At 38.3% G+C, this 18,522-nt stretch carries 15 protein-coding genes, 5 pseudogenes and 1 riboswitch; of the genes and pseudogenes, 12 read left to right on the top strand and 8 right to left on the bottom strand.

The genetic code is table 11. The features are described from left to right. Nucleotides 1-306 precede the first annotated feature (306 nt). A complete protein-coding gene (locus tag JOC74_RS12740) occupies nucleotides 307-729 on the top strand; it encodes a DUF2306 domain-containing protein (protein ID WP_225970260.1) in 423 nt (140 codons plus the stop codon). A gap of 308 nt (nucleotides 730-1,037) precedes the next feature. Here the strand turns inward: JOC74_RS12740 and JOC74_RS12735 are convergent, their stop codons facing one another. Beyond that, on the bottom strand, nucleotides 1,038-1,562 hold the full coding sequence (locus JOC74_RS12735; RefSeq protein ID WP_053604921.1) for an NAD(P)H-dependent oxidoreductase: 525 nt from the start codon (nucleotides 1,560-1,562) through the stop codon (nucleotides 1,038-1,040). Between the two features lie 120 nt (nucleotides 1,563-1,682). Continuing rightward, on the bottom strand, nucleotides 1,683-2,117 hold the full coding sequence (locus tag JOC74_RS12730; RefSeq protein ID WP_225970259.1) for a MarR family winged helix-turn-helix transcriptional regulator: 435 nt from the start codon (nucleotides 2,115-2,117) through the stop codon (nucleotides 1,683-1,685). 102 nt (nucleotides 2,118-2,219) lie between these two features. On the opposite strand from JOC74_RS12730, the pseudogene JOC74_RS12725 reads away from it, so the two are divergent. Further along, a pseudogene (locus JOC74_RS12725) lies at nucleotides 2,220-2,581 on the top strand (protein adenylyltransferase SelO family protein); the annotation flags it as partial. A 248-nt stretch (nucleotides 2,582-2,829) separates the two neighbouring features. Here JOC74_RS12725 and JOC74_RS24300 read toward each other — a convergent pair. Continuing rightward, nucleotides 2,830-2,986: pseudogene (locus JOC74_RS24300) on the bottom strand (LysR family transcriptional regulator); the annotation flags it as partial. 459 nt (nucleotides 2,987-3,445) lie between these two features. Between JOC74_RS24300 and JOC74_RS12720 the strand changes: the two are divergent. From JOC74_RS12720 to JOC74_RS12705, 4 genes and pseudogenes are all read left to right on the top strand, one after another. Next, the gene (locus JOC74_RS12720; RefSeq protein ID WP_053604918.1) at nucleotides 3,446-4,741 is read left to right on the top strand and encodes a reverse transcriptase domain-containing protein; all 1,296 of its coding nucleotides are present in this window, start codon (nucleotides 3,446-3,448) and stop codon (nucleotides 4,739-4,741) included. A gap of 153 nt (nucleotides 4,742-4,894) precedes the next feature. Further along, nucleotides 4,895-5,353 (top strand): annotated as a pseudogene (locus JOC74_RS12715) (DUF6414 family protein); the annotation flags it as partial. A gap of 357 nt (nucleotides 5,354-5,710) precedes the next feature. After that, nucleotides 5,711-6,301, top strand: a complete 591-nt coding sequence (locus tag JOC74_RS12710) for a hypothetical protein (protein WP_053604916.1) — start codon at nucleotides 5,711-5,713, stop codon at nucleotides 6,299-6,301. 226 nt (nucleotides 6,302-6,527) lie between these two features. After that, on the top strand, nucleotides 6,528-9,374 hold the full coding sequence (locus tag JOC74_RS12705; RefSeq protein WP_312883819.1) for a DEAD/DEAH box helicase: 2,847 nt from the start codon (nucleotides 6,528-6,530) through the stop codon (nucleotides 9,372-9,374). A 20-nt stretch (nucleotides 9,375-9,394) separates the two neighbouring features. Here JOC74_RS12705 and JOC74_RS12700 read toward each other — a convergent pair whose 3' ends face one another. The 5 genes and pseudogenes from JOC74_RS12700 to JOC74_RS12680 form a co-directional block, all read right to left on the bottom strand. Further along, the gene (locus JOC74_RS12700; protein WP_053604914.1) at nucleotides 9,395-9,790 is read right to left on the bottom strand and encodes a (deoxy)nucleoside triphosphate pyrophosphohydrolase; all 396 of its coding nucleotides are present in this window, start codon (nucleotides 9,788-9,790) and stop codon (nucleotides 9,395-9,397) included. A gap of 58 nt (nucleotides 9,791-9,848) precedes the next feature. After that, entirely contained in the window at nucleotides 9,849-10,658 is an 810-nt protein-coding gene (locus JOC74_RS12695; RefSeq protein WP_053604913.1) for a cytochrome c oxidase assembly protein, read from the bottom strand. Then, nucleotides 10,648-11,150: pseudogene (locus JOC74_RS12690) on the bottom strand (DUF2243 domain-containing protein). The gene JOC74_RS12695 and the pseudogene JOC74_RS12690 overlap by 11 nt, the downstream one beginning before the upstream one ends. Before the next feature lie 131 nt (nucleotides 11,151-11,281). Beyond that, a complete protein-coding gene (locus tag JOC74_RS12685) occupies nucleotides 11,282-11,605 on the bottom strand; it encodes a Dabb family protein (protein ID WP_053604912.1) in 324 nt (107 codons plus the stop codon). 161 nt (nucleotides 11,606-11,766) lie between these two features. Then, nucleotides 11,767-12,563 (bottom strand): annotated as a pseudogene (locus JOC74_RS12680) (GMP reductase); the annotation flags it as partial. 155 nt (nucleotides 12,564-12,718) lie between these two features. Continuing rightward, nucleotides 12,719-12,819: riboswitch (SAM riboswitch) on the top strand. Nucleotides 12,820-12,918: 99 nt separating this feature from the next. On the opposite strand from JOC74_RS12680, the gene JOC74_RS12675 reads away from it, so the two are divergent. From JOC74_RS12675 to mtnA, 6 genes are read left to right on the top strand one after another with little or no spacing between them, the layout of a single operon-like run. After that, on the top strand, nucleotides 12,919-14,142 hold the full coding sequence (locus JOC74_RS12675) for a 2,3-diketo-5-methylthiopentyl-1-phosphate enolase (protein WP_053604911.1): 1,224 nt from the start codon (nucleotides 12,919-12,921) through the stop codon (nucleotides 14,140-14,142). Continuing rightward, nucleotides 14,139-14,858 (top strand): 2-hydroxy-3-keto-5-methylthiopentenyl-1-phosphate phosphatase, encoded by a 720-nt coding sequence (locus tag JOC74_RS12670; protein WP_053604910.1) that lies wholly within the window; start codon nucleotides 14,139-14,141, stop codon nucleotides 14,856-14,858. The genes JOC74_RS12675 and JOC74_RS12670 overlap by 4 nt, the downstream gene beginning before the upstream one ends. Further along, complete coding sequence (locus JOC74_RS12665) at nucleotides 14,830-15,462, top strand: methylthioribulose 1-phosphate dehydratase (RefSeq protein WP_053604909.1); 633 nt, start codon at nucleotides 14,830-14,832, stop codon at nucleotides 15,460-15,462. The genes JOC74_RS12670 and JOC74_RS12665 overlap by 29 nt, the downstream gene beginning before the upstream one ends. A 12-nt stretch (nucleotides 15,463-15,474) precedes the next feature. Continuing rightward, nucleotides 15,475-16,005 (top strand): acireductone dioxygenase, encoded by a 531-nt coding sequence (gene mtnD / locus JOC74_RS12660; protein WP_053604908.1) that lies wholly within the window; start codon nucleotides 15,475-15,477, stop codon nucleotides 16,003-16,005. Nucleotides 16,006-16,027: 22 nt separating this feature from the next. Next, nucleotides 16,028-17,311, top strand: coding sequence for an S-methyl-5-thioribose kinase (gene mtnK, locus JOC74_RS12655; protein WP_098945256.1), 1,284 nt, complete (start codon nucleotides 16,028-16,030; stop codon nucleotides 17,309-17,311). Beyond that, on the top strand, nucleotides 17,268-18,335 hold the full coding sequence (mtnA, locus tag JOC74_RS12650; protein WP_053604907.1) for an S-methyl-5-thioribose-1-phosphate isomerase: 1,068 nt from the start codon (nucleotides 17,268-17,270) through the stop codon (nucleotides 18,333-18,335). Before mtnK ends, mtnA begins: the two co-directional genes overlap by 44 nt. Nucleotides 18,336-18,522 lie beyond the last annotated feature (187 nt).

Here is an 18,522-nt window from a genome sequence, read left to right as displayed (position 1 = left end):
CTCACCTTCACTAATTTTTAGGAAGTCATGAGGCGTGTCTAAGAGGAGATCCCATAATAATATAACGGAAGGAAAAGGTAAACGAATACATAAATTAGAAAAAACAGTTAAAAACTAATAGTTTATTCCTAATTTATACATTTATTTAATGCGAAAGACTTACTTGCTAAAGCATTTTTGTCTTTAAATATCAACAATACAAGTCGATTATTGTTAAAAAAATTTAAAAGTTTGTTTAGAGGATGTTTAGAAATAGGCATTAATCTTAAAATAGATTTTCATTCAAGAATCCGAAGTGTGAAATTATTGAAACTTAAAAAAAGCTGGTGGTTATTAGTCATTGTATCTTTGGGAGTAATCGTTCCTTTTGCAGCACCATATTTAACATTCGATCCTGACAATAGCCGCATACGCATGACATCGACAACCATCCAATTTCCCCTATTAGTTGCTCATATTATATTTGCATGTGTTGCCCTAATATCAGGTTTTTTTCAATTCATAGATCGTATTCGAATGAAGAACCCCAAAGTTCATCGCTATCTAGGAAGGATATATGTGATCAGTGTCTTTATAAGCGGAGTACTTGCATTGGCGACTATTTACTATATTGAAAACTTTTCGAAAGCAACTTCTTTCCTTGTTTTATCGCTAATATGGTTATTTACTTGCTGGAAAGGGTATCGTACCGCTGTAAGAAAAGACTTTGCGAGCATCGCAAATGGATGATACGGAGTTTTGGTGTCACTTTAGTAGCAGTAAGTGGACGTGTAGCGGTGCCAGTATTGCTATTAACCTATTATACTTTAAATGGGTTCTCTCTCCCTGGAGGAAGAGAGAAGATGGTGGAGGAAGTTTTAAATGTTAATATATGGGTAGGGCTAATTGTTAATTTTATAATAGTCGAGTACTTAAATCAAAAATAATAGACAGTAGATGAGGGGATACACAACTAAAACGGTGAGTAGTTTTGATTAAATTGCAGGTTAATATAAGAGAGGGAGACTCAAGCCCCTTGAGTCTCCCTCTCGTGCTATTTAAAAAGAAGACTTAAGATGCTGTACCAACGCTTCTGCACTTTCATTCACTTGCTCTGTTGTAATAGTGTTAGCTCCATGAGTTAAGTACATTGGCAGAAAATGCATGCCTGTAAAGTTGGCCATTGCTTGAAATGGCTTTGTTATTTCACTCATACTGAAGTGATTAGAGCCGCCTGCTTGATAGGCTTCCTCTGGTGAGCCTATAGAAATCGCTAAACTAAATTCTTTTCCTCGCAATTTTGTCCCCTCTGATCCATATGCCCATCCGTATGTAAGGACAACATCCTGCCACTCTTTTAATAATGATGGACTGCTGTACCAATAAAGCGGGAACTGGAATACAATTCTTTCATGATCCAATAATAGCTTTTGTTCGCGTTCGACATCGATTCGTTTATCAGGATATTGTGCGTATAAGTCATGGACGGTAATATCTTGTTCCTGCTGTAATCTTTCCATCAAAGCCTTGTTTATGACTGAATTTGCTAAATTCGGATGAGCGACAATGACTAATGTTTTCATTCATATTCACCTCTAGTTATTATTTGTACGTGAAAATGTTAATTTGAAAAACGACTAAGAAGTAAAGTGGCTTTACAACATTATTTGTATATGCAAATGAAAGAGTAAAAAAAGATGAAATTAACTTTTCTTTTCTAATTTAATGCATGCATCGTTCAGCATTTTACTTAATTCAAGACTAAATTCTTTCCCTAACGATTTCGAGTAGTCTGCATACAATTCATTTAAAGAAATTCGAAACTGCTCGTAAACTTTTTCGCCTTCTTCTGTTAAAGAGATGTAGGATTGCTTGCCGCACATTTTTCTGGACACAAGCTTTTGTTTTTCAAGCTTATCGATGAATCTCGTACTTGTAGAAGGAGCGATTGACATTTTTTCGCAAATTTCTTTTTGGGTAATTTGCGGGTGGAACTTAACAATCATGATCATATAAAGATAAGAAGGTGCAAGGTTACTGAAATCAAATGTTTTTTCCGCCAGCTTTGTAATATTTCGCGCAAATCGGTTAGCGGTAAAAAATAAGCATTGAGTTAGTAATAGTTCTTCTTCGTTCAAAACCTTCAGTCCCCTCTTTCATTTGCATATACAAATTAACATGGTGGGATGTGTGATGTCAAACAAATTATTCCGTCAAAAAAAATAACAGCCACTCCTAACAAGAAATACCACGTGGACTATACCAACACCTACTGCGCATTAACTTTTGACATGAGGATACGATCCTGTTTGAGACCCCGGAATTTACTCAGTGGAATGAGCATTGGCAAGCAAGACTAGGCAGACAGTAGGAATCGAAAGCCTCTGTCAATCAACTGATGCAAAACAGCAATCCTGCGGTCATCCCGTGGAACCATCGGGTAGAAGAAGCGTTGGAAGCTGCAGTGGAACAAGGAGACTACAGCGTGATGGAGCGGCTTTTGGATGTTCTTTCAAACCCTTGCGCACACTCCATAGAACAGGCTGAACACTGTACGGTCCCAGAGTCAGCAACTCCTTACCAGACCTTTTGCGGTACTTGATATATGCAAAAGAAACGAATCTTGAATTTAAGGTTCATTAGAAAATCCCCCTAATGCGAGGGGGGATTTTCTAATAGCTGAAACAGAAATAATTCAACTTGGAAATGTACATAACCCCTAGCTTTGATTAACGTTTTGTCAGTTTTTCGTGTTAACTTCTATAAAAGCTTGAAAGGAGGTGTCTTACAATTATCTTTGCTGTTTTGATATCTGTGTCTAATGACCATTGACGGTAATGCAGATATTCAAAGACCTGCGATGACACACTGTTTGATAGCCTCTACGCTAACGAATTCAAATTTATTTAACGGATCCCTTTGTTGAATGAAAGGAGTTTTAAAATAAGTTGCGATAAGAGCAGCCTATTTCGGTAAGCAAAAGTGTTTCGTGTTCAGGACCTTTGGATAAACTTTCAATTTAGAAAACATGGATAATCTGAAGAGGTGTCCATTTGGATTAGAGGTTCTAGTATTAAGGCAGAAAAAAATTATTTAAGATCTAAAAAATCAGGTATATTTTGACTGTGACTGAATTAAATGGTAAAATCGGTATAGTTTAAGCCTCATAAAAGAAGTTATGAGGGTAATTGGTGAATTTCTGTCAAGCTTTATCTCAATTGTAATTCCACTGCTAATCAAGCTAATTACAAATGATATTGCTTCTGAATAACTGGGCATTTGGATACCTCCAATCGTCATAATCAACCAATTCAATATACTAATTATAGTATAAGCTAATAGTGCATCTAGTAGTCTCTTTATAGTCTAGCAATAGCCTATAATTCGAAAGGAGAGTATGCTTGCAAGGGTTTCTTTTAAAGAGTAATAGACTACGATTACATACCCTTGCTAGCTCTGCCAAAAAATGAATAAGCAAAAATATAGAGTTAAGGGATATACACATCTAGATAATAAAAAATCTATCGAAAAAGTTAAGAATAATATACAAAATCCCAGATGGATTGCTAAACATGGATTTTATCCATTTATACATTTTAAAATTAAGTTTCACAAGTATAATAGAAAGCTTAAAAAGCCGAAAGAAAAAATCCGAAAAATATTTTATGCTTCTCATATCGATAGCTTTATTTATAAGTATTATGGTGACAAATTAAATAATCACTATAATTCTGTTGTTGAAGAATTAGGTATTAATGATGTTGCTATTGCTTATAGAAATAACTTATCCGGGAAAAGTAATATTAATTTTGCTAAAGAAGTTATTGATTTTATCAAAGCACAACAAAATGCATATATCTTTGTTGCAGATTTTACTAATTTCTTTGATACTTTGGACCATAGGTATCTAAAAGAGAAAATCCGCTATACCCTAAAAAAGGAAACCTTACCTGATGACTATTATAATGTCTTTAAAAATATAACGAGATTCAGTTATTTTATAAAAGATACAATAGAATCTGACTTGAAAATCAAATATACTGAAAGTGAAATAAAAAATAAATATAAGTATTTTACCGAAGAAGAGTTTAGAGCTTTTAAGCATAAAAATATATATAAGAATTCTAAGAGTTTTGGAATTCCTCAAGGAGCTGGAATTAGTTCGGTCTGTTCAAATATTTATCTCTTAGATTTTGATGAAAAAATAAAGAAGTATGTAGATGAGCGAAATGGATTATATAGAAGATATTGTGATGATTTAATTATAGTAATTCCTCATGGGGGAGACGCCCAGCTCTATAATTTTCAAATTCATCAACAATTTGTGGAAAATGTAAAAAAGCAGGTTCCAAATTTAGAGATTCAACCTGAAAAGACTGGAAATTACTTTTACACTAATAATAAAATAATGGACTTAGAATTTAATGAAACAAAATTAGATTATCTAGGGTTTAGCTTTAATGGCGAGGAGGTTCGAATCAGAGAAAAAAGTCTTTTTAAATATTATACGAGAACATATCGAAAAATAAGGATATGTAATCGTAAGTCAAAAGAGTTCGCTCGTAAATCCTATAGAAGAGAGTTATATAAAAATTATTCACACTTGGGTAAAAATAAGAAGGGACATGGAAATTTCCTGAGCTATGTCTCAAGAGCACAGAAAATATTTGATGAAAAATCTAGTACTGAAAACCTTATGGAAACTCAAGTGAAAAATCATTGGAAAAATATTGAATATCGATTAGAAGACCCAAAATTATAAAGACAAGTCTGATTCTAGTTAATTAAGAGCAGGCTTTTTTTATTTATATATATCTTAAAATAAATTTCTAACACCTTAGATGTAATAATGTGTAAAATGGGTTCTTATTAGGGCAGTAGGGGCTTTATATGTTCCAGCTAAGAATTCCTCTATTTAGATGAAAGGACTATACGAAGATATTTATCGTCGGTAGAAGAGGGGTTAGTCAAGGAAGTTATGCAAACTGATATAGCTAATAAGCTGAATTGGAAACTTTATGTTTCTCTTGGGGAGATGAGGAAGTTGCCTGTAGCAGTAGGAATTACAATACCAAATGTAGGGGAAAAGAAAAAAGGAAAAGCAGGTACAGTCTCTGTTCAAATGAGTAAAGCGCCTACTGTCGACTCGCAATTTGATAAGTTATTTAAGTATCTTGAGCCTGTGCTACAGTACTTAAGGGATTTGAACTCGCAATTTGGTCTCAGCTTGAAAATGGACAATTTGTATACTATTCATCTGAGGTATCTCTACCAAAAGGATATGAAAATGCTTAACTCCTTAAGTATAGGTACTGACTTTTATGATTTCGCAAAAAACTGGGTAGAAAATGGTGATGCTTTCGAAAAGTTATAGAAGAAAGCAATGGCAATAGAAAAGAAGCTGCTTAAAAAGTATTTACGAATATATATTCACTTCCAATAGATTCACAAAGAAAGTATTGCAAAAATCATTCATGATAACTTGAGAGATTCAATTCTTGAAGACCTAACTTTTGGTAGAGCATTAAACTTTGGCGAGAGAAGAGCATGTTCTAAATACTAGTGATAGAAATACATTTTTTGAATCAACCTTAAAAGGTGTTGATAGAATTATGAATCGAGAAGAAAGACGAAAATAAAAATGATTTGTTTGATATAGCAACTAAACCAGCCGTAACAATTTTACTAATCGAAATTGTCTGATAATAAACAAGTAGGGGGAAGTGATAAAATGACACATTGGTTTGAATATTCAATAGTCGCAGTACATATGAAAAATGCAAAAGATTGTATAGAAAAAATGCAAAAAGTGACATTCAAAGAGATAGGTTATAATTATGGTAAAGTAGAAGAGGGTATTTTTTTTAATAACACAAGGTATGGTGTTTTAGCTATTTATAGTATTAATGCTACCCTAGAAACAACAGTTGCTATGACATCAAGAGTATTAACAGTAAAAGCAAAACATTTTAATGTTAGGGTTGATAAACTAACTGAAAAAGGAATAATTACAAAGGATTTGACCCTAAAAAATCTAATACAGTTAAGAAAGATAAGAAATCTTATATCTCATTGGGAAGAAAATCATTTAGAGCTTTTAGGAACTTCAAGTTATTTACCTGTAATGTTTTCTAAAACAGTATCTAAAAATAAGAACGAAGAGTTAATTAGTATGCTTACACCAGACCGGATGAACCAATACTTAGACGATTTAGCAGGTTTGTTAAATAATATAATACATAATATTGATAAGGAAAAATATAATAGGTTGTATTATAGTCTTAAGCAAATTAGAGATGGACTACTTGTAATTGGATATTAGATCAAGCGTGAGTGGATCAAAGGGAATTTTGGTAATAGTCATTAAAGTAGAAAAAATTCATATAGTTTTCATCTACTTCAACTGTGTTTTTTAACGGTGGTCACGTCATTAATAAAGGGGGAGAATGCCTCTCTATTAAAGAATACCAAAAGAATTTTGCATCCTAGAATAGTGTTATACCTTTTCCTACTTCTCTAAACCCTAAACCATCAACAAAAATCAACTGATGTATAAAACAAATACCTTACTAGGAGCCACCCTAATGGACATCCAAAAAAAATTGATCGTAAATTCAGAAAAGGGAAATTTGTTAATAGAATTAATACGTTCAATTAGTGAGTGCAAAAGTTTTTATTTTAGTGTCGCATTTATTAATTTTAGTGGCCTTCAGCTTTTGCTTGATCCATTAAAAGAAGCAGGAGAAAAAGGAATCAAAGGGAAGATCATTACGTCTACTTATCTAAATTTCACCGATGCAAAGTCCTTAGAAAAGATAAGAGAGTTTAACAATGTGGAGCTAAAGGTTTTTGTTACAGAAAAGGAGCTCGGTTTTCATACGAAAGCTTATATTTTCGAGTACGAGGAAAGCTATAAGGTGATTATCGGTTCATCCAATATTACACAAAGCGCCCTTAAAAGTAATATTGAATGGAATGTTGAAATCGTTTCTAAAGAAAACGCTGGTTTTATAGAAGAGGTTTTAAAGGAATATCAAATTTTGTGGGACAGTAGCGTCTATGCTGATCAGGATTTTATTGATAGGTATGAAGGTTTTCTTAAGAGTCTCAAAAAATCGCAAATGACCCATCAACTGATCTATGAAAATCGGAAATATATTGTTCCAAATAGAATTCAAAATCGTGCGATTGAGAATTTAGAACGGCTTAGACATTTTGGCGAAAGAAAAGCTCTGGTGATTGCAGCCACTGGTACGGGGAAAACCTATATGTCAGCCTTTGATGTCAAAAGGTTCAAACCAAAAAAACTTCTTTTTATTGTCCATCGCGAAGAAATTTTAAGAAAAGCAAGAGATAATTTTGAAATGCTCCTTCCGAATGAAGGCCTTACTTTCGGGTTGTTGACAGGAAATCAAAAGCAAAAACACGTTGACTATGTATTTGCTACTATTCAAACAGTGTCCAAATGCTTTCATGAATTTAAGAAGGATGAGTTTGATTACATCATTATTGATGAGGCTCATCATGCAACGAGTCCAACCTACCAAGGTGTTTTAAATTACTTCGAGCCACAATTCACTCTTGGGATGACTGCATCGCCAGAAAGAAGCGACAATCATAATGTGTTTGAGCATTTTGATAATAATGTCGCGTTAGAAGTACGATTACATGAGGCTTTAGATGACGAGCTGATCATTCCTTTTCATTATTTTGGCATCACAGATTTTGAAGGCATTGACCTAAGAGGTGTTTCAATTGATGACATAGCTGAAGTTACCAAAAGGTTAAAGGTGAATGAACGTGTTGATTTTATCATTGAGAAGATGAATTTTTATGGGCACGATGGAGAGAAAAGAAAGTGCCTAGGATTTTGTGCAAGTATTGAACATGCGACCTTCATGGCGGCGGAGTTTAATAAAAGGGGCTACCTAAGTATTAGTTTAGATGGCACTGATACAGTTGAGCAACGCGGAAACTATATTCAAAGATTAGAAGATGAAAATGATGAGTTACAATGCATCTTCACAGTAGATATCTTTAATGAAGGCGTAGATATCCCTTCTGTAAATACTGTATTAATGCTCAGACCAACGAACTCTCCAATTGTCTTTATTCAACAATTAGGAAGAGGACTGAGAAAGTACAAGAATAAGAGCTTTTTAACAGTTCTTGATTTTATCGGTAACCATAATAAAGCCTTTCTAATTGCCATCGCGCTAAATGGAAGTAGATATTATGATAAAGAAAGTCTTAAGGTAGCCATTTCAACGGGATTTGCTAATATCCCAGGATGTACACATATTCAAATGGATAAAATATCTCAGGAAAGAATTTTAGAGCAAATTGATAAGGAAAACTTCAATTCCATGAAATATTTAAAGGAAGAGTATTTCGAATTTAAGAAGCTCAATCAAGGATATATTCCATATTTCTTATTAGATTATCTGAAATTCGATGCGGCACCTGATCCTATTAAATTTATTGATCGTGAAAAAACGTATTTACAATTCGTAGCCAAGGTTGAGAAGGATGATCATCTGAAAAACCTGTTACATAATGAAATTTTTGAACAGACATTAAAAGAATTATCAAGCAAGCTGCCATTAAAACGAATACACGAATTTGTTATCATTCGATATCTTTTTGATCACGATGAAATATCTCTTGAAACAGCTACGCTTGAAATTTTAAAAATGGTTAAAGACGTTGATGGGGATAGTGTATTACATGCATTTGAGTGTTTAAATCAGGATTATTATGATAATATCCAGAAAAACAACAAACCGCAATTATTTACGAATAGTAGCGGTATTCTAAAGAAGACTCGAGCCTTTCCGCAATTGCTAGAGAAGAAAGAATATAGAGATTACATCGAAGATATCGTGAATTATGGGATTTTCCGCTATGAAAAAGAATATAAACAGGAATACTATGGTGTTCCGCATTTTAAACTGTACGAACAATATCAAATGACCGACGCTGCATTGCTTTCCAACTACCGAAAAATTCACACAGCCTTTCGAGGTTCAGGGTTGCTAACAAATGGAAATGATTTTTTCCTATTTATCGACTTGCACAAGGAAGAGGATATTAAAGAAAGCATTAATTACAATGATCAATTCCTTGATGAACAAACCTTTCAATGGGAGACGCCAAATAGTACAGCTCAATCATCTGAAAGAGGAAAGAATATAATTCATAATAAACAACGGGGAATTAACCTTCACTTGTTTGTCAGGAAGTACAAGGAAATTGATAAAAAAACGCAGCCATATATTTATATTGGGAAAGGCGATACTGTTCATTATGAAGGAGAAAAGCCAATTACTACCCAAATCAAATTGGAGAACGAAGTCCCGGCAAATTTGTATATCGAATTCACTGAAAAAGTATAGTCTTCTCAATTAAGAAAAGACTATTTTTCCGATATTAATTGTTTTACAGCAGGAACGTCAGCTGGTGCCCACTTTAACGAATCAAGGTTCTCTCTTTTCAACCAAATTAATTTTGAATGTTCACTACGAATCGGCGTTCCTTTGACAATGCTGCATTTAATAGCAATTAGGTTGATAATAAACGTATCATATTCATGGACATTTTCATTCAGTATTTCTTTCGTTTCGATTTGACACTGCAATTCCTCGTTTATTTCTCTTACTAAAGCGGAGAAGATATCTTCATCTGCCTCCACTTTGCCACCAGGAAATTCCCACATGTTTGGAATCTTCATTTCCGGAGATCTTAGTGCACAGAGAATTTCTTCTTGATCATTTTCAATAACAGCTGCAACTACTTTGACTACTTTTTTCAATGTTATCCCTCCATTTGTAATGATAGCATGTTTGAGAGGGTGATTCTTGATTTATTATCTATTCAGTCAAGGCTTTCTCATCGGGCAAAACTGACCGCAGCCTCACACTCCTATACCATTGAAAACAAAGAACAATGATCAATACAAGGTCTACAGCATCTCCCCCATAATACATAATCATTGCACCTTGATCAGCTTGCTCTCTCGAAACACCGCTAGGCGGATAGGCATAGATCATTTTCGAGAGAATGCTGTGGCCGGCTAACGCAATGATTAGGACAACTGCCCTGTACATAAAACTGTGGCGATATGGGTCTGGATCAATCGAGAGAATGGAAGAGGTAAAGACGTATCCCACCAAAAATATATGGATATGAACCAGGATATGGACAAGGGTATTCTGGTTCATTACTGCGTATAACTCAGTCATATATAGAACCCATAGTCCGCCGATATTCAAAACTGTAGCTGTAATGGGATCAGTCAGGATGCCAACGGGTCTGCTTTTTAATAGTTTGGACAGGCGTCTTGCCGCTGTAATTGGAATTGCCCGAAGAATGAGTGTCATAGGGGCAGCTAAAACGAGCAGAAGCGGCGCCAGCATGCCGAGCAATAAATGTCCGATCATATGTGCGGTGAAATCCATATGTGCTTTTTGTACCAACGGGCCAATTACGCTGGCTGCTACGCAGATGATGCCTGTACTCCAAAGCAGGTAGCGGTGCAGCGGCCATTTTTTGTATCGGCGGTTGGATACGATTCTCGCAATAAAATAAAGTACGATTAATAAGAAGAAGGCAACAGCCAGGACTGGCTCAATTAAAGCTTGATCGCTTGAATGAGTGTGATGGACGTGTTCACTGTTCATTATAAGAACCTCTCTTTATCTGCACAGGCCGCTTATTCGAGAGGGAATTGAGGATTGCTCCAATAACGATCATAATAATAGCGGTAACATTCCAAACAATATCGTAAGGAACCACATTTACATAATAGCGGATTTGGTGAAGCCCCATGAGCTTGTGCTGGATGATGCCGTCATAAAGCTGGAACACACCAGCGCCAAGAAACATACCGCCAATCCATCTTTTGCGAAAAAATGATTTCTGCGGCGGAGATCGGCCACCATGAAGAGTGATCCGACCGTTGCAAACCAGCTGAAGGCGTGAAATAATCCATCGGAAACTAGACCAATTGCCGTTGTCGATTTATCGTAGAAATGATGCCAATGCAACAGCTGATGAAAAACCATTTCGTCGAAAAAGGCGATAAGTCCAAGACCAAAGAGAATGCCAGACCAGAGATTGCGTGACTGGTATTTCGGTTCATCTTTCTCATTTGTTTTCCTGGCAGCCATCATATCCTCCCCTTGTCGTTTTTTCTTTTTTCTATATGTATGGTTTCCTCATTTTAGTAGGTGTAAACTGTATCCAACTACGTTTGCATGATTCGATTAAGTAGTGTGAGGAATTCATCCTGCTGCATGTTTCGTTAAAGTTGCTGTATCGGATCAATCCGTTTTGGGTAGTCAACAACAATGATATTTTCTATTATTCCTTTATTGGTTGCTAAAAAATCCTGATGCTCAGGGTGCTTTAAGTAATCACGGCTCGCTTGCAAACTCTCAAAGGTCACTCTCATGCTGACTGTATAGCCATGGATATGCTGCGTTTCTTCGGTTGAGTTGACGCCTGCACTTAGATCAATAATGCCGGGGATTTTGTCTTTAAACTTTAACAGCTGATGGACCAACTCTGACTTTTCCGCAGATGTTAAATCCGATTGAAATTTAAAGATGATGAGATGTTCGTACATGGATGTTTCCACCTTTAGTTCGAGATGCTTGTACTCAGAAACAGAATGAATATAAAACTAGTTTCTTTTCATGGTATTCCCTTTCGTTTTTTTAAATAAACGATATGTTGAATCTATGAAAAAAGGCGAGCAAGCACCAAAGCACTCACTCACCTTCCAATCTAATACACCTTATCTCCATTAAAAATCGAATTCTTCACAATCACATAATCAACATTTCGAATCGCATCCAGCTTATTGCCACCAGCATAAGAAATAGAGGATTGAAGGTCTTGCTCCATTTCTGTCAATACGTCCTGCAGCGATCCTTTATACTCAACATACATTTTCTTTCCTTCTACATTTTTCCGTTCACCTTTTTGAAATTAAGAGGCGGAGCCAAAGTATTCTTTGTAGAGCTTTCCGTCAATCTCGACGGTTTCTCCCGGTGACTCTTCGTAACCGGCAAACAGGGATCCGATCATGACCATCGTCGCTCCGAACCGGATTGATTTTGCGATATCTCCGTGGGTGCGGATGCCGCCGTCGGCGATAATCGGTTTGCTTGCCGCCTTGGCGCACCAGCGCAGAGCCGCCAGTTGCCAGCCGCCGGTACCGAATCCGGTTTTGATTTTTGTGATGCAGACCTTACCAGGCCCAATCCCAACTTTTGTTGCATCCGCTCCTGCGTTTTCCAGTTCTCTTACCGCTTCCGGAGTCCCGGCGTTTCTGGCAATTACGAAGCTGTATTCTTCCTCTTTCACGCCGACACTGATCGAAGCGAATAATCCTTTTTCGTGCATCTCTTTAATGAATACGGTACGTTTTTCCGGTTCAAATCGGTGCATGACATAAAAGTAACCATTTCCGCTAAGGTAATGGCGATTTTTTCATCAATAATTGTTTGCATATTTGCAGGTACGACAGGAAGCTTAAATTTTCGTCCGCCGAAGGTGACTGAAGTGTTTAATTTCGTTCGTCCTTAGGTGCTATACACCATTTATCAAATCAGGTCAAAGGTTTTTGCTTTTTATCATTTTTATCGTCCGAATGAAAGTTAATTAAAAAACAATATTGACACTGAATAAAGAACATGTCATAATCCAAGTAAATTTATATGAATGATAAAAAATATTCTTATCAAGAGCAGGCGGAGGGACTAGCCCGATGAAGCCCGGCAACCGACTCATGAGCACGGTGCTAAATCTTGCAACAGAAATGTTGAGTGATGAGAAGTTGTTTTTTCGAAAACCTCTTCTTATGTGGAAGAGGTTTTTTCATTATACAGGAAATGACTTTCAGTAATGCTGAAATGAAAGGAGGCGTTGGCAATTATGGCAGAAGTAATTGCTGTTTATCAATTGGCTGCTGAGCCAGAAAAGCTGGAAAAGAAAGCGGAGGATATTGCCCTTGGATTAACGGTCGGCTCCTGGACCAACCTTCCTCTGTTAGAGCAGGAGCAATTAAAGAAACATAAAGGCCGTGTGGTCGAAATAAAAGAAATCGGTGAAACATTGCCTTCTGGGAAGAAACTTTCGGAAATACATATTGCGTTTCCAAGTGATAATTTTTCAAATGATTTACCGGCGATTTTAACGACAACCTTCGGGAAATTATCGCTTGATGGTGAAATTAAGCTGCTCGATTTAAAGCTTGATCCGGAGCTTGAAAACGATTTTCCCGGCCCTCGTTTTGGGATAAAAGGGATTCGCGAGAAATTAGGCATCTATGACAGACCGCTCGTAATGAGCATTTTTAAAGGGATCATTGGGCGAAATATGGAGTATTTGCTGGGTCAATTGCGGGAACAGGCCTTGGGCGGGATTGATATTGTGAAGGATGATGAGATCCTGTTTGATAATGACCTGACCCCATTTGAACAACGGATTTCAGAAGGGAAGAAGGTTCTCGACCAGGTGTACGAGGAAACCGGGCATCGGACCTTATATGCTGTCAATTTAACAGGGCGGACTTTTGATTTAAAAGAGAAAGCAAGAAGAGCGAAAGAGCTGGGTGCGGATCTTCTTTTGTTTAATGTTTTCACTTATGGTCTTGATGTGTTGCAAGCCTTGAGGGAAGACGAGGAAATCGCCCTTCCGATTATGGCTCATCCTGCCTTTAGCGGCGCGCTGGCTTCTTCTGAAAAATTTGGCCTTTCCCATCACCTGCTTCTCGGGAAATTGTTAAGACTTGCGGGAGCGGATTTGTCGCTGTTTCCTTCACCATATGGCAGTGTTGCGCTAGAGAAGGATAAGGTCTTGGCGTTAAAGGAGGAGCTAATTAAAGAGTCTACACTATCATCTGTCTTTCCAGTCCCGTCTGCAGGGATTCATCCCGGACTTGTCCCTCTGCTCGTGCAAGATTTCGGCAATGATTGTGTCATTAATGCGGGCGGCGGAGTTCATGGACATCCGCAGGGAGCCAGAGGAGGCGGGAGAGCATTCCGTCAAGCTGTCGACCTCGTTCTATCCGGAAAATCACTGGCCGATGCACCGCCTGATTCCGAGCTTCAAGAGGCGATCAAGCTTTGGGGATGGAAGGAAGAGGTTCAGCGGTGAGTAAGCCCATCATCTTTTGCGACTTTGACGGAACTGTAACGAAGAAAGACAACATTGTAAACATCATGAGGCAATTCGCCCCGCCGGAATGGGAGAAATGGAAGGATGACGTGTTATCTCGGAGCGTGAGCATTCAAGAGGGAGTCGGAAATATGTTTGCACTTCTGCCCTCTTCCTTACAACAGGAGATTACGAGATTTGTTTTAGAGAATGCTGTCATACGTGAAGGCTTTAGCGAGTTTGTCCAGTTTACAAAAGAACAGCGAATTCCTCTCTATATCGTCAGCGGGGGAATGGACTTTTTCGTAAACCCTATGCTTGAAGGCTTTGATTTAATTTCTGGGGTGTTTTGTAATGAAGCGGATTTCAGTGAAGACAAGATAAAGATTCATTGGCCCCACAAGTGTGATGAGAAATGTTCGAATCAAAATTGCGGATGCTGCAAGCCGGCCATTATTCGGAACATATCCAAGGATGATACATATGTGATTGTCATTGGCGATTCGGTTACTGACTTGGAAGCAGCAAAATGCGCGGACACGGTGATTGCGAGAGATTATTTAGCTGAAAAATGCGAAGAACAATCGATTCCTTATCGGGCGTTTGAAACGTTTTATGATTGTATAACTGTTTTAGAAGGCTTGCTGCAAAGAGATCAAAATACTATCGATGAAGTAGGTGAACCAAATGAGTTACGTTTTAACTCGACATCATGAGCTTGCCGAGATCAAGGAGGAGCTGGCAGAACGTGATTGGTTTATGGGGACGAGCGGCAATTTGGCCATCAAAGTCCAGGATGACCCTTTACAATTTCTCGTGACAGCGAGCGGCAAGGATAAACGGAAAAAAACAAAAGAGGATTTTTTGCTTGTCGATCAGAACGGCGATCCTGTTGGCAGCACCAACGTAAAGCCATCGTTTGAAACGCTGCTTCATTGCGAAATATACAAGAAAACTGCTGCCGGCTGCAGTCTTCATGTCCATACGGTGGCCAACAATGTCATTTCTGAGCTGTATGGCGATGAAGGGAAAATTGTTTTCCAAGGACAAGAGCTCATAAAGGCTTTTGGTTATTGGGAAGAGGATGCCGAGTTAACGATTCCGATCATTCACAACTATGCACATATTCCTAGATTAGCAGAAACCCTTTCATCCTTTGTCAACGACGACAAAGGAGCGGTTCTTATTCGAAACCACGGAATTACCGCTTGGGGAAAAGACGGTTTTGAAGCGAAAAAAATCCTCGAAGCATGCGAGTTTTTATTTCAATACCAGGTCACATTGCTGCAAACAAAAGCTGGCCGGGCAATCAAAATATAAGGAGGAAATAACATGACAACGATTCGTATTCAAGAAACAAACGAAGTAATTGAAAACCAAGAGGAAGTCATTGAATTTTTGCAGGAGCAAGGCGTGATTTATGAGGAGTGGGATATCGAAAAGTTACCTGAACGTCTGCAAGAAAAATTTCTATTAGACGAAGATGAAAAGCAAGAAATCATCAATGCATTTGAAGATGAAATCAAAGATATTTCAGCAAGACGAGGATATGAGGCGTGGGATGTGATCTCGCTTGCTGAGCATACTCCGAACCTTGAAGAATTGCTGAAGAATTTCCAGCGTGAGCACCATCATACAGACGATGAAGTCCGCTTTATCGTCAGCGGACACGGAGCTTTCGTTATTCAAGGGAAAAACGGACAATTTTTTGAGGTGCATTTAAACCCAGGAGACCTTATTTCAGTCCCAGTCGGAGTGCGCCACTATTTCACGTTAGCAGAGGATCGTAAAGTCGTTGCTATCCGTATCTTTGTGACAGCAGAAGGCTGGGTGCCTGTATACGAAGCAGAGAATGCTAAGTAAAGAGATACAGGAGGGGAATGCTTTGAAGGATTTTACATCTGCTTATTTTACGATGAATGAACAGGATGCCCTGGAATATATCAAACAAAAGGGCGGTTTCTTTGGGGAGAATGCAGATCTCCATTGCCAGGAAATTGGTGATGGAAACCTGAATTATGTATTTCGAGTCGTGGATCGAAAGAGTGATCAGTCCATTATTTTGAAGCAGGCGGGACCGGTAGCGCGTATTTCCGACCAATTTAAAGTGTCGCCGGATCGAAATCGGATTGAAAGTGACATTTTAACGCTTTACGGAGAGCTTGCTCCTGATTTCGTCCCGGTATTCTATTCCTATGATCCGATCATGAATTGCTGCCTCATGGAGGATTTGTCTGATCATGAAATTTTGCGATCGGCCCTTTTAAACCATAAGAAGTTCCCTTTATTTGCGGAGCATATCACGACGTTCCTAGCAAACACGCTGCTGCTCACGTCAGATGTCGTGCAGGAGCATAAGGCGAAAAAGGAATTAGTCAAAAAGTTCACGAATCCGGAGCTTTGCGAAATAAGCGAGGATTTGGTTTACACTGAACCATTTTACGATTGCGAGCAAAACGATGTATTTGAAGGGACTCGCGAGTTTGTTCGCGAAACGATCTGGAACGACCATCAATTAAAATTTGAAACGGCGAAGCTGAAGTTTGATTTTATGACAAAGGCACAGTCGTTGCTTCATGGTGACCTTCATACAGGATCGATTTTTATTAAAGAAGATTCGACAAAAGTGATTGATCCGGAGTTTGCTTTTTACGGTCCGGCTGGATATGATGTCGGCAATTTGATTGCGAATTTGATATTCGCTTATGTCAATGCAGCTTTTACGATAGAAGACGATAAGGAAAGAGCGGATTATTTAAGCTACTTGGAACAAACGATCAAAGATGTCATTGAACTGTTTCAGGAAAAATTTCTGCAGCTGTGGGATGAAAAAGCGACAGAGCAAACAGCTGTTTTGCCTGGCTTTAAAGAAATTTATTTAGATGCCATCATCGAAGATGCCGTAGCTGTAACAGGGCTTGAGCTGTGCAGAAGAATTATCGGAATCGCTCATGTCAAAGATATGACATCAATTGCCGAGCAGTCAGACCGTGTCACAGCAGAGAAAATTTGCTTAACAGCAGGGAAAGCCTTTATTCTTAAGCGGTCTGAGATTCGAACGGGAAACGATTTTTTCAATCGATTACGTGATAGCGTCCGCCTGTATAAGGAAGGAGTAAGCAGCCATGACAACACCAGTAGCGGCGATTCAATCCGTGCAGCTCGATGATGAACAGAATGCGCTTATTTTATTAGACCAAACACTTTTGCCAAATGAAAAAGTCTTTTTGCAGCTGACCACGGTGGAAGAAATTTGGGACGCCATTTACCGGCTGAAGGTTCGGGGAGCGCCTGCGATTGGAATTGCCGCAGCATATGGAGTTTATTTAGGAACAAAGCAATCAAATGCTGCAACATTTTCTGAATTATCTGCGGATTTTCAAGCAGTAAAGCAATATCTTGCATCTTCGCGTCCAACGGCTGTGAATTTGTTCTGGGCATTAAATCGAATGGAAGAACGGTTAAAAAAAGAAGCGGAAAAAAGCGTACAGGAGATAAAGGATGCGCTAAGGGATGAAGCGGAAAGCATTCGATTGGAAGATGAGAAAATTTGCTACTCAATAGGCGAGCATGCCCTTTCCTTGCTTCAGCCTGGCTGGGGACTTTTAACTCATTGCAATGCGGGAACAATAGCCACGGCTAAGTACGGTACAGCGCTTGCGCCGATTTATTTAGGACAGGAGCAGGGGTATGATTTTCAAGTATTCGCGGATGAAACGAGGCCGCTTCTCCAAGGGGCGCGGCTAACCGCTTGGGAACTGCAGGAGGCTGGTGTCGACGTCACTTTAATTTGTGACAATATGGCCTCGCATGTCATGAAAGAAGGAAAGGTGCAGGCCGTTCTAACCGGATGTGACCGGGTAGCTGCTAATGGCGATACTGCCAATAAAATCGGTACCTCCGGCTTGGCTGTATTGGCAAAGCATTACGGAATTCCGTTTTATATATGCGCTCCATTATCGACGATCGATTTCGAATGTAAAACAGGAGAGGACATCCCCATCGAGCTGCGAAAGCCGGAAGAAATCACGACAACGTGGTACGAAAAGCCGATGGCTCCTGAAAATGTGAAGGCTTATAATCCTGCGTTTGACATTACGGACCATGAGCTGATTACGGGAATCGTCACAGAAAAAGGAATTGCCTATCCTCCGTATCAAGAAAGTTTGGCTTATTTGCGTACGAAGGATTGATAGTGGGAGAATTATACTGGTTAAACAATAGTATTTAATATAAATTAAAGTGGCGAAGCACCTGCTCCGCCGTTTTTTTCGTTAACAGAACTGTTATTTCCGATGGTTATCAATTAACGAAAAAGTTTCTCCATGAATCACACTTCGTACATGGTCCGTTTTAAGAAAGTCATGTGGAAAGCACTTT

Origin of the sequence: Bacillus capparidis (assembly GCF_017832095.1) — a bacterium.
Classification (GTDB): Bacteria; Bacillota; Bacilli; order Bacillales; family Bacillaceae; genus Bacillus; species Bacillus gobiensis.
Note: the sequence above shows the minus strand (reverse complement) of the source record. Positions and strands in the feature narration are given on the sequence as shown.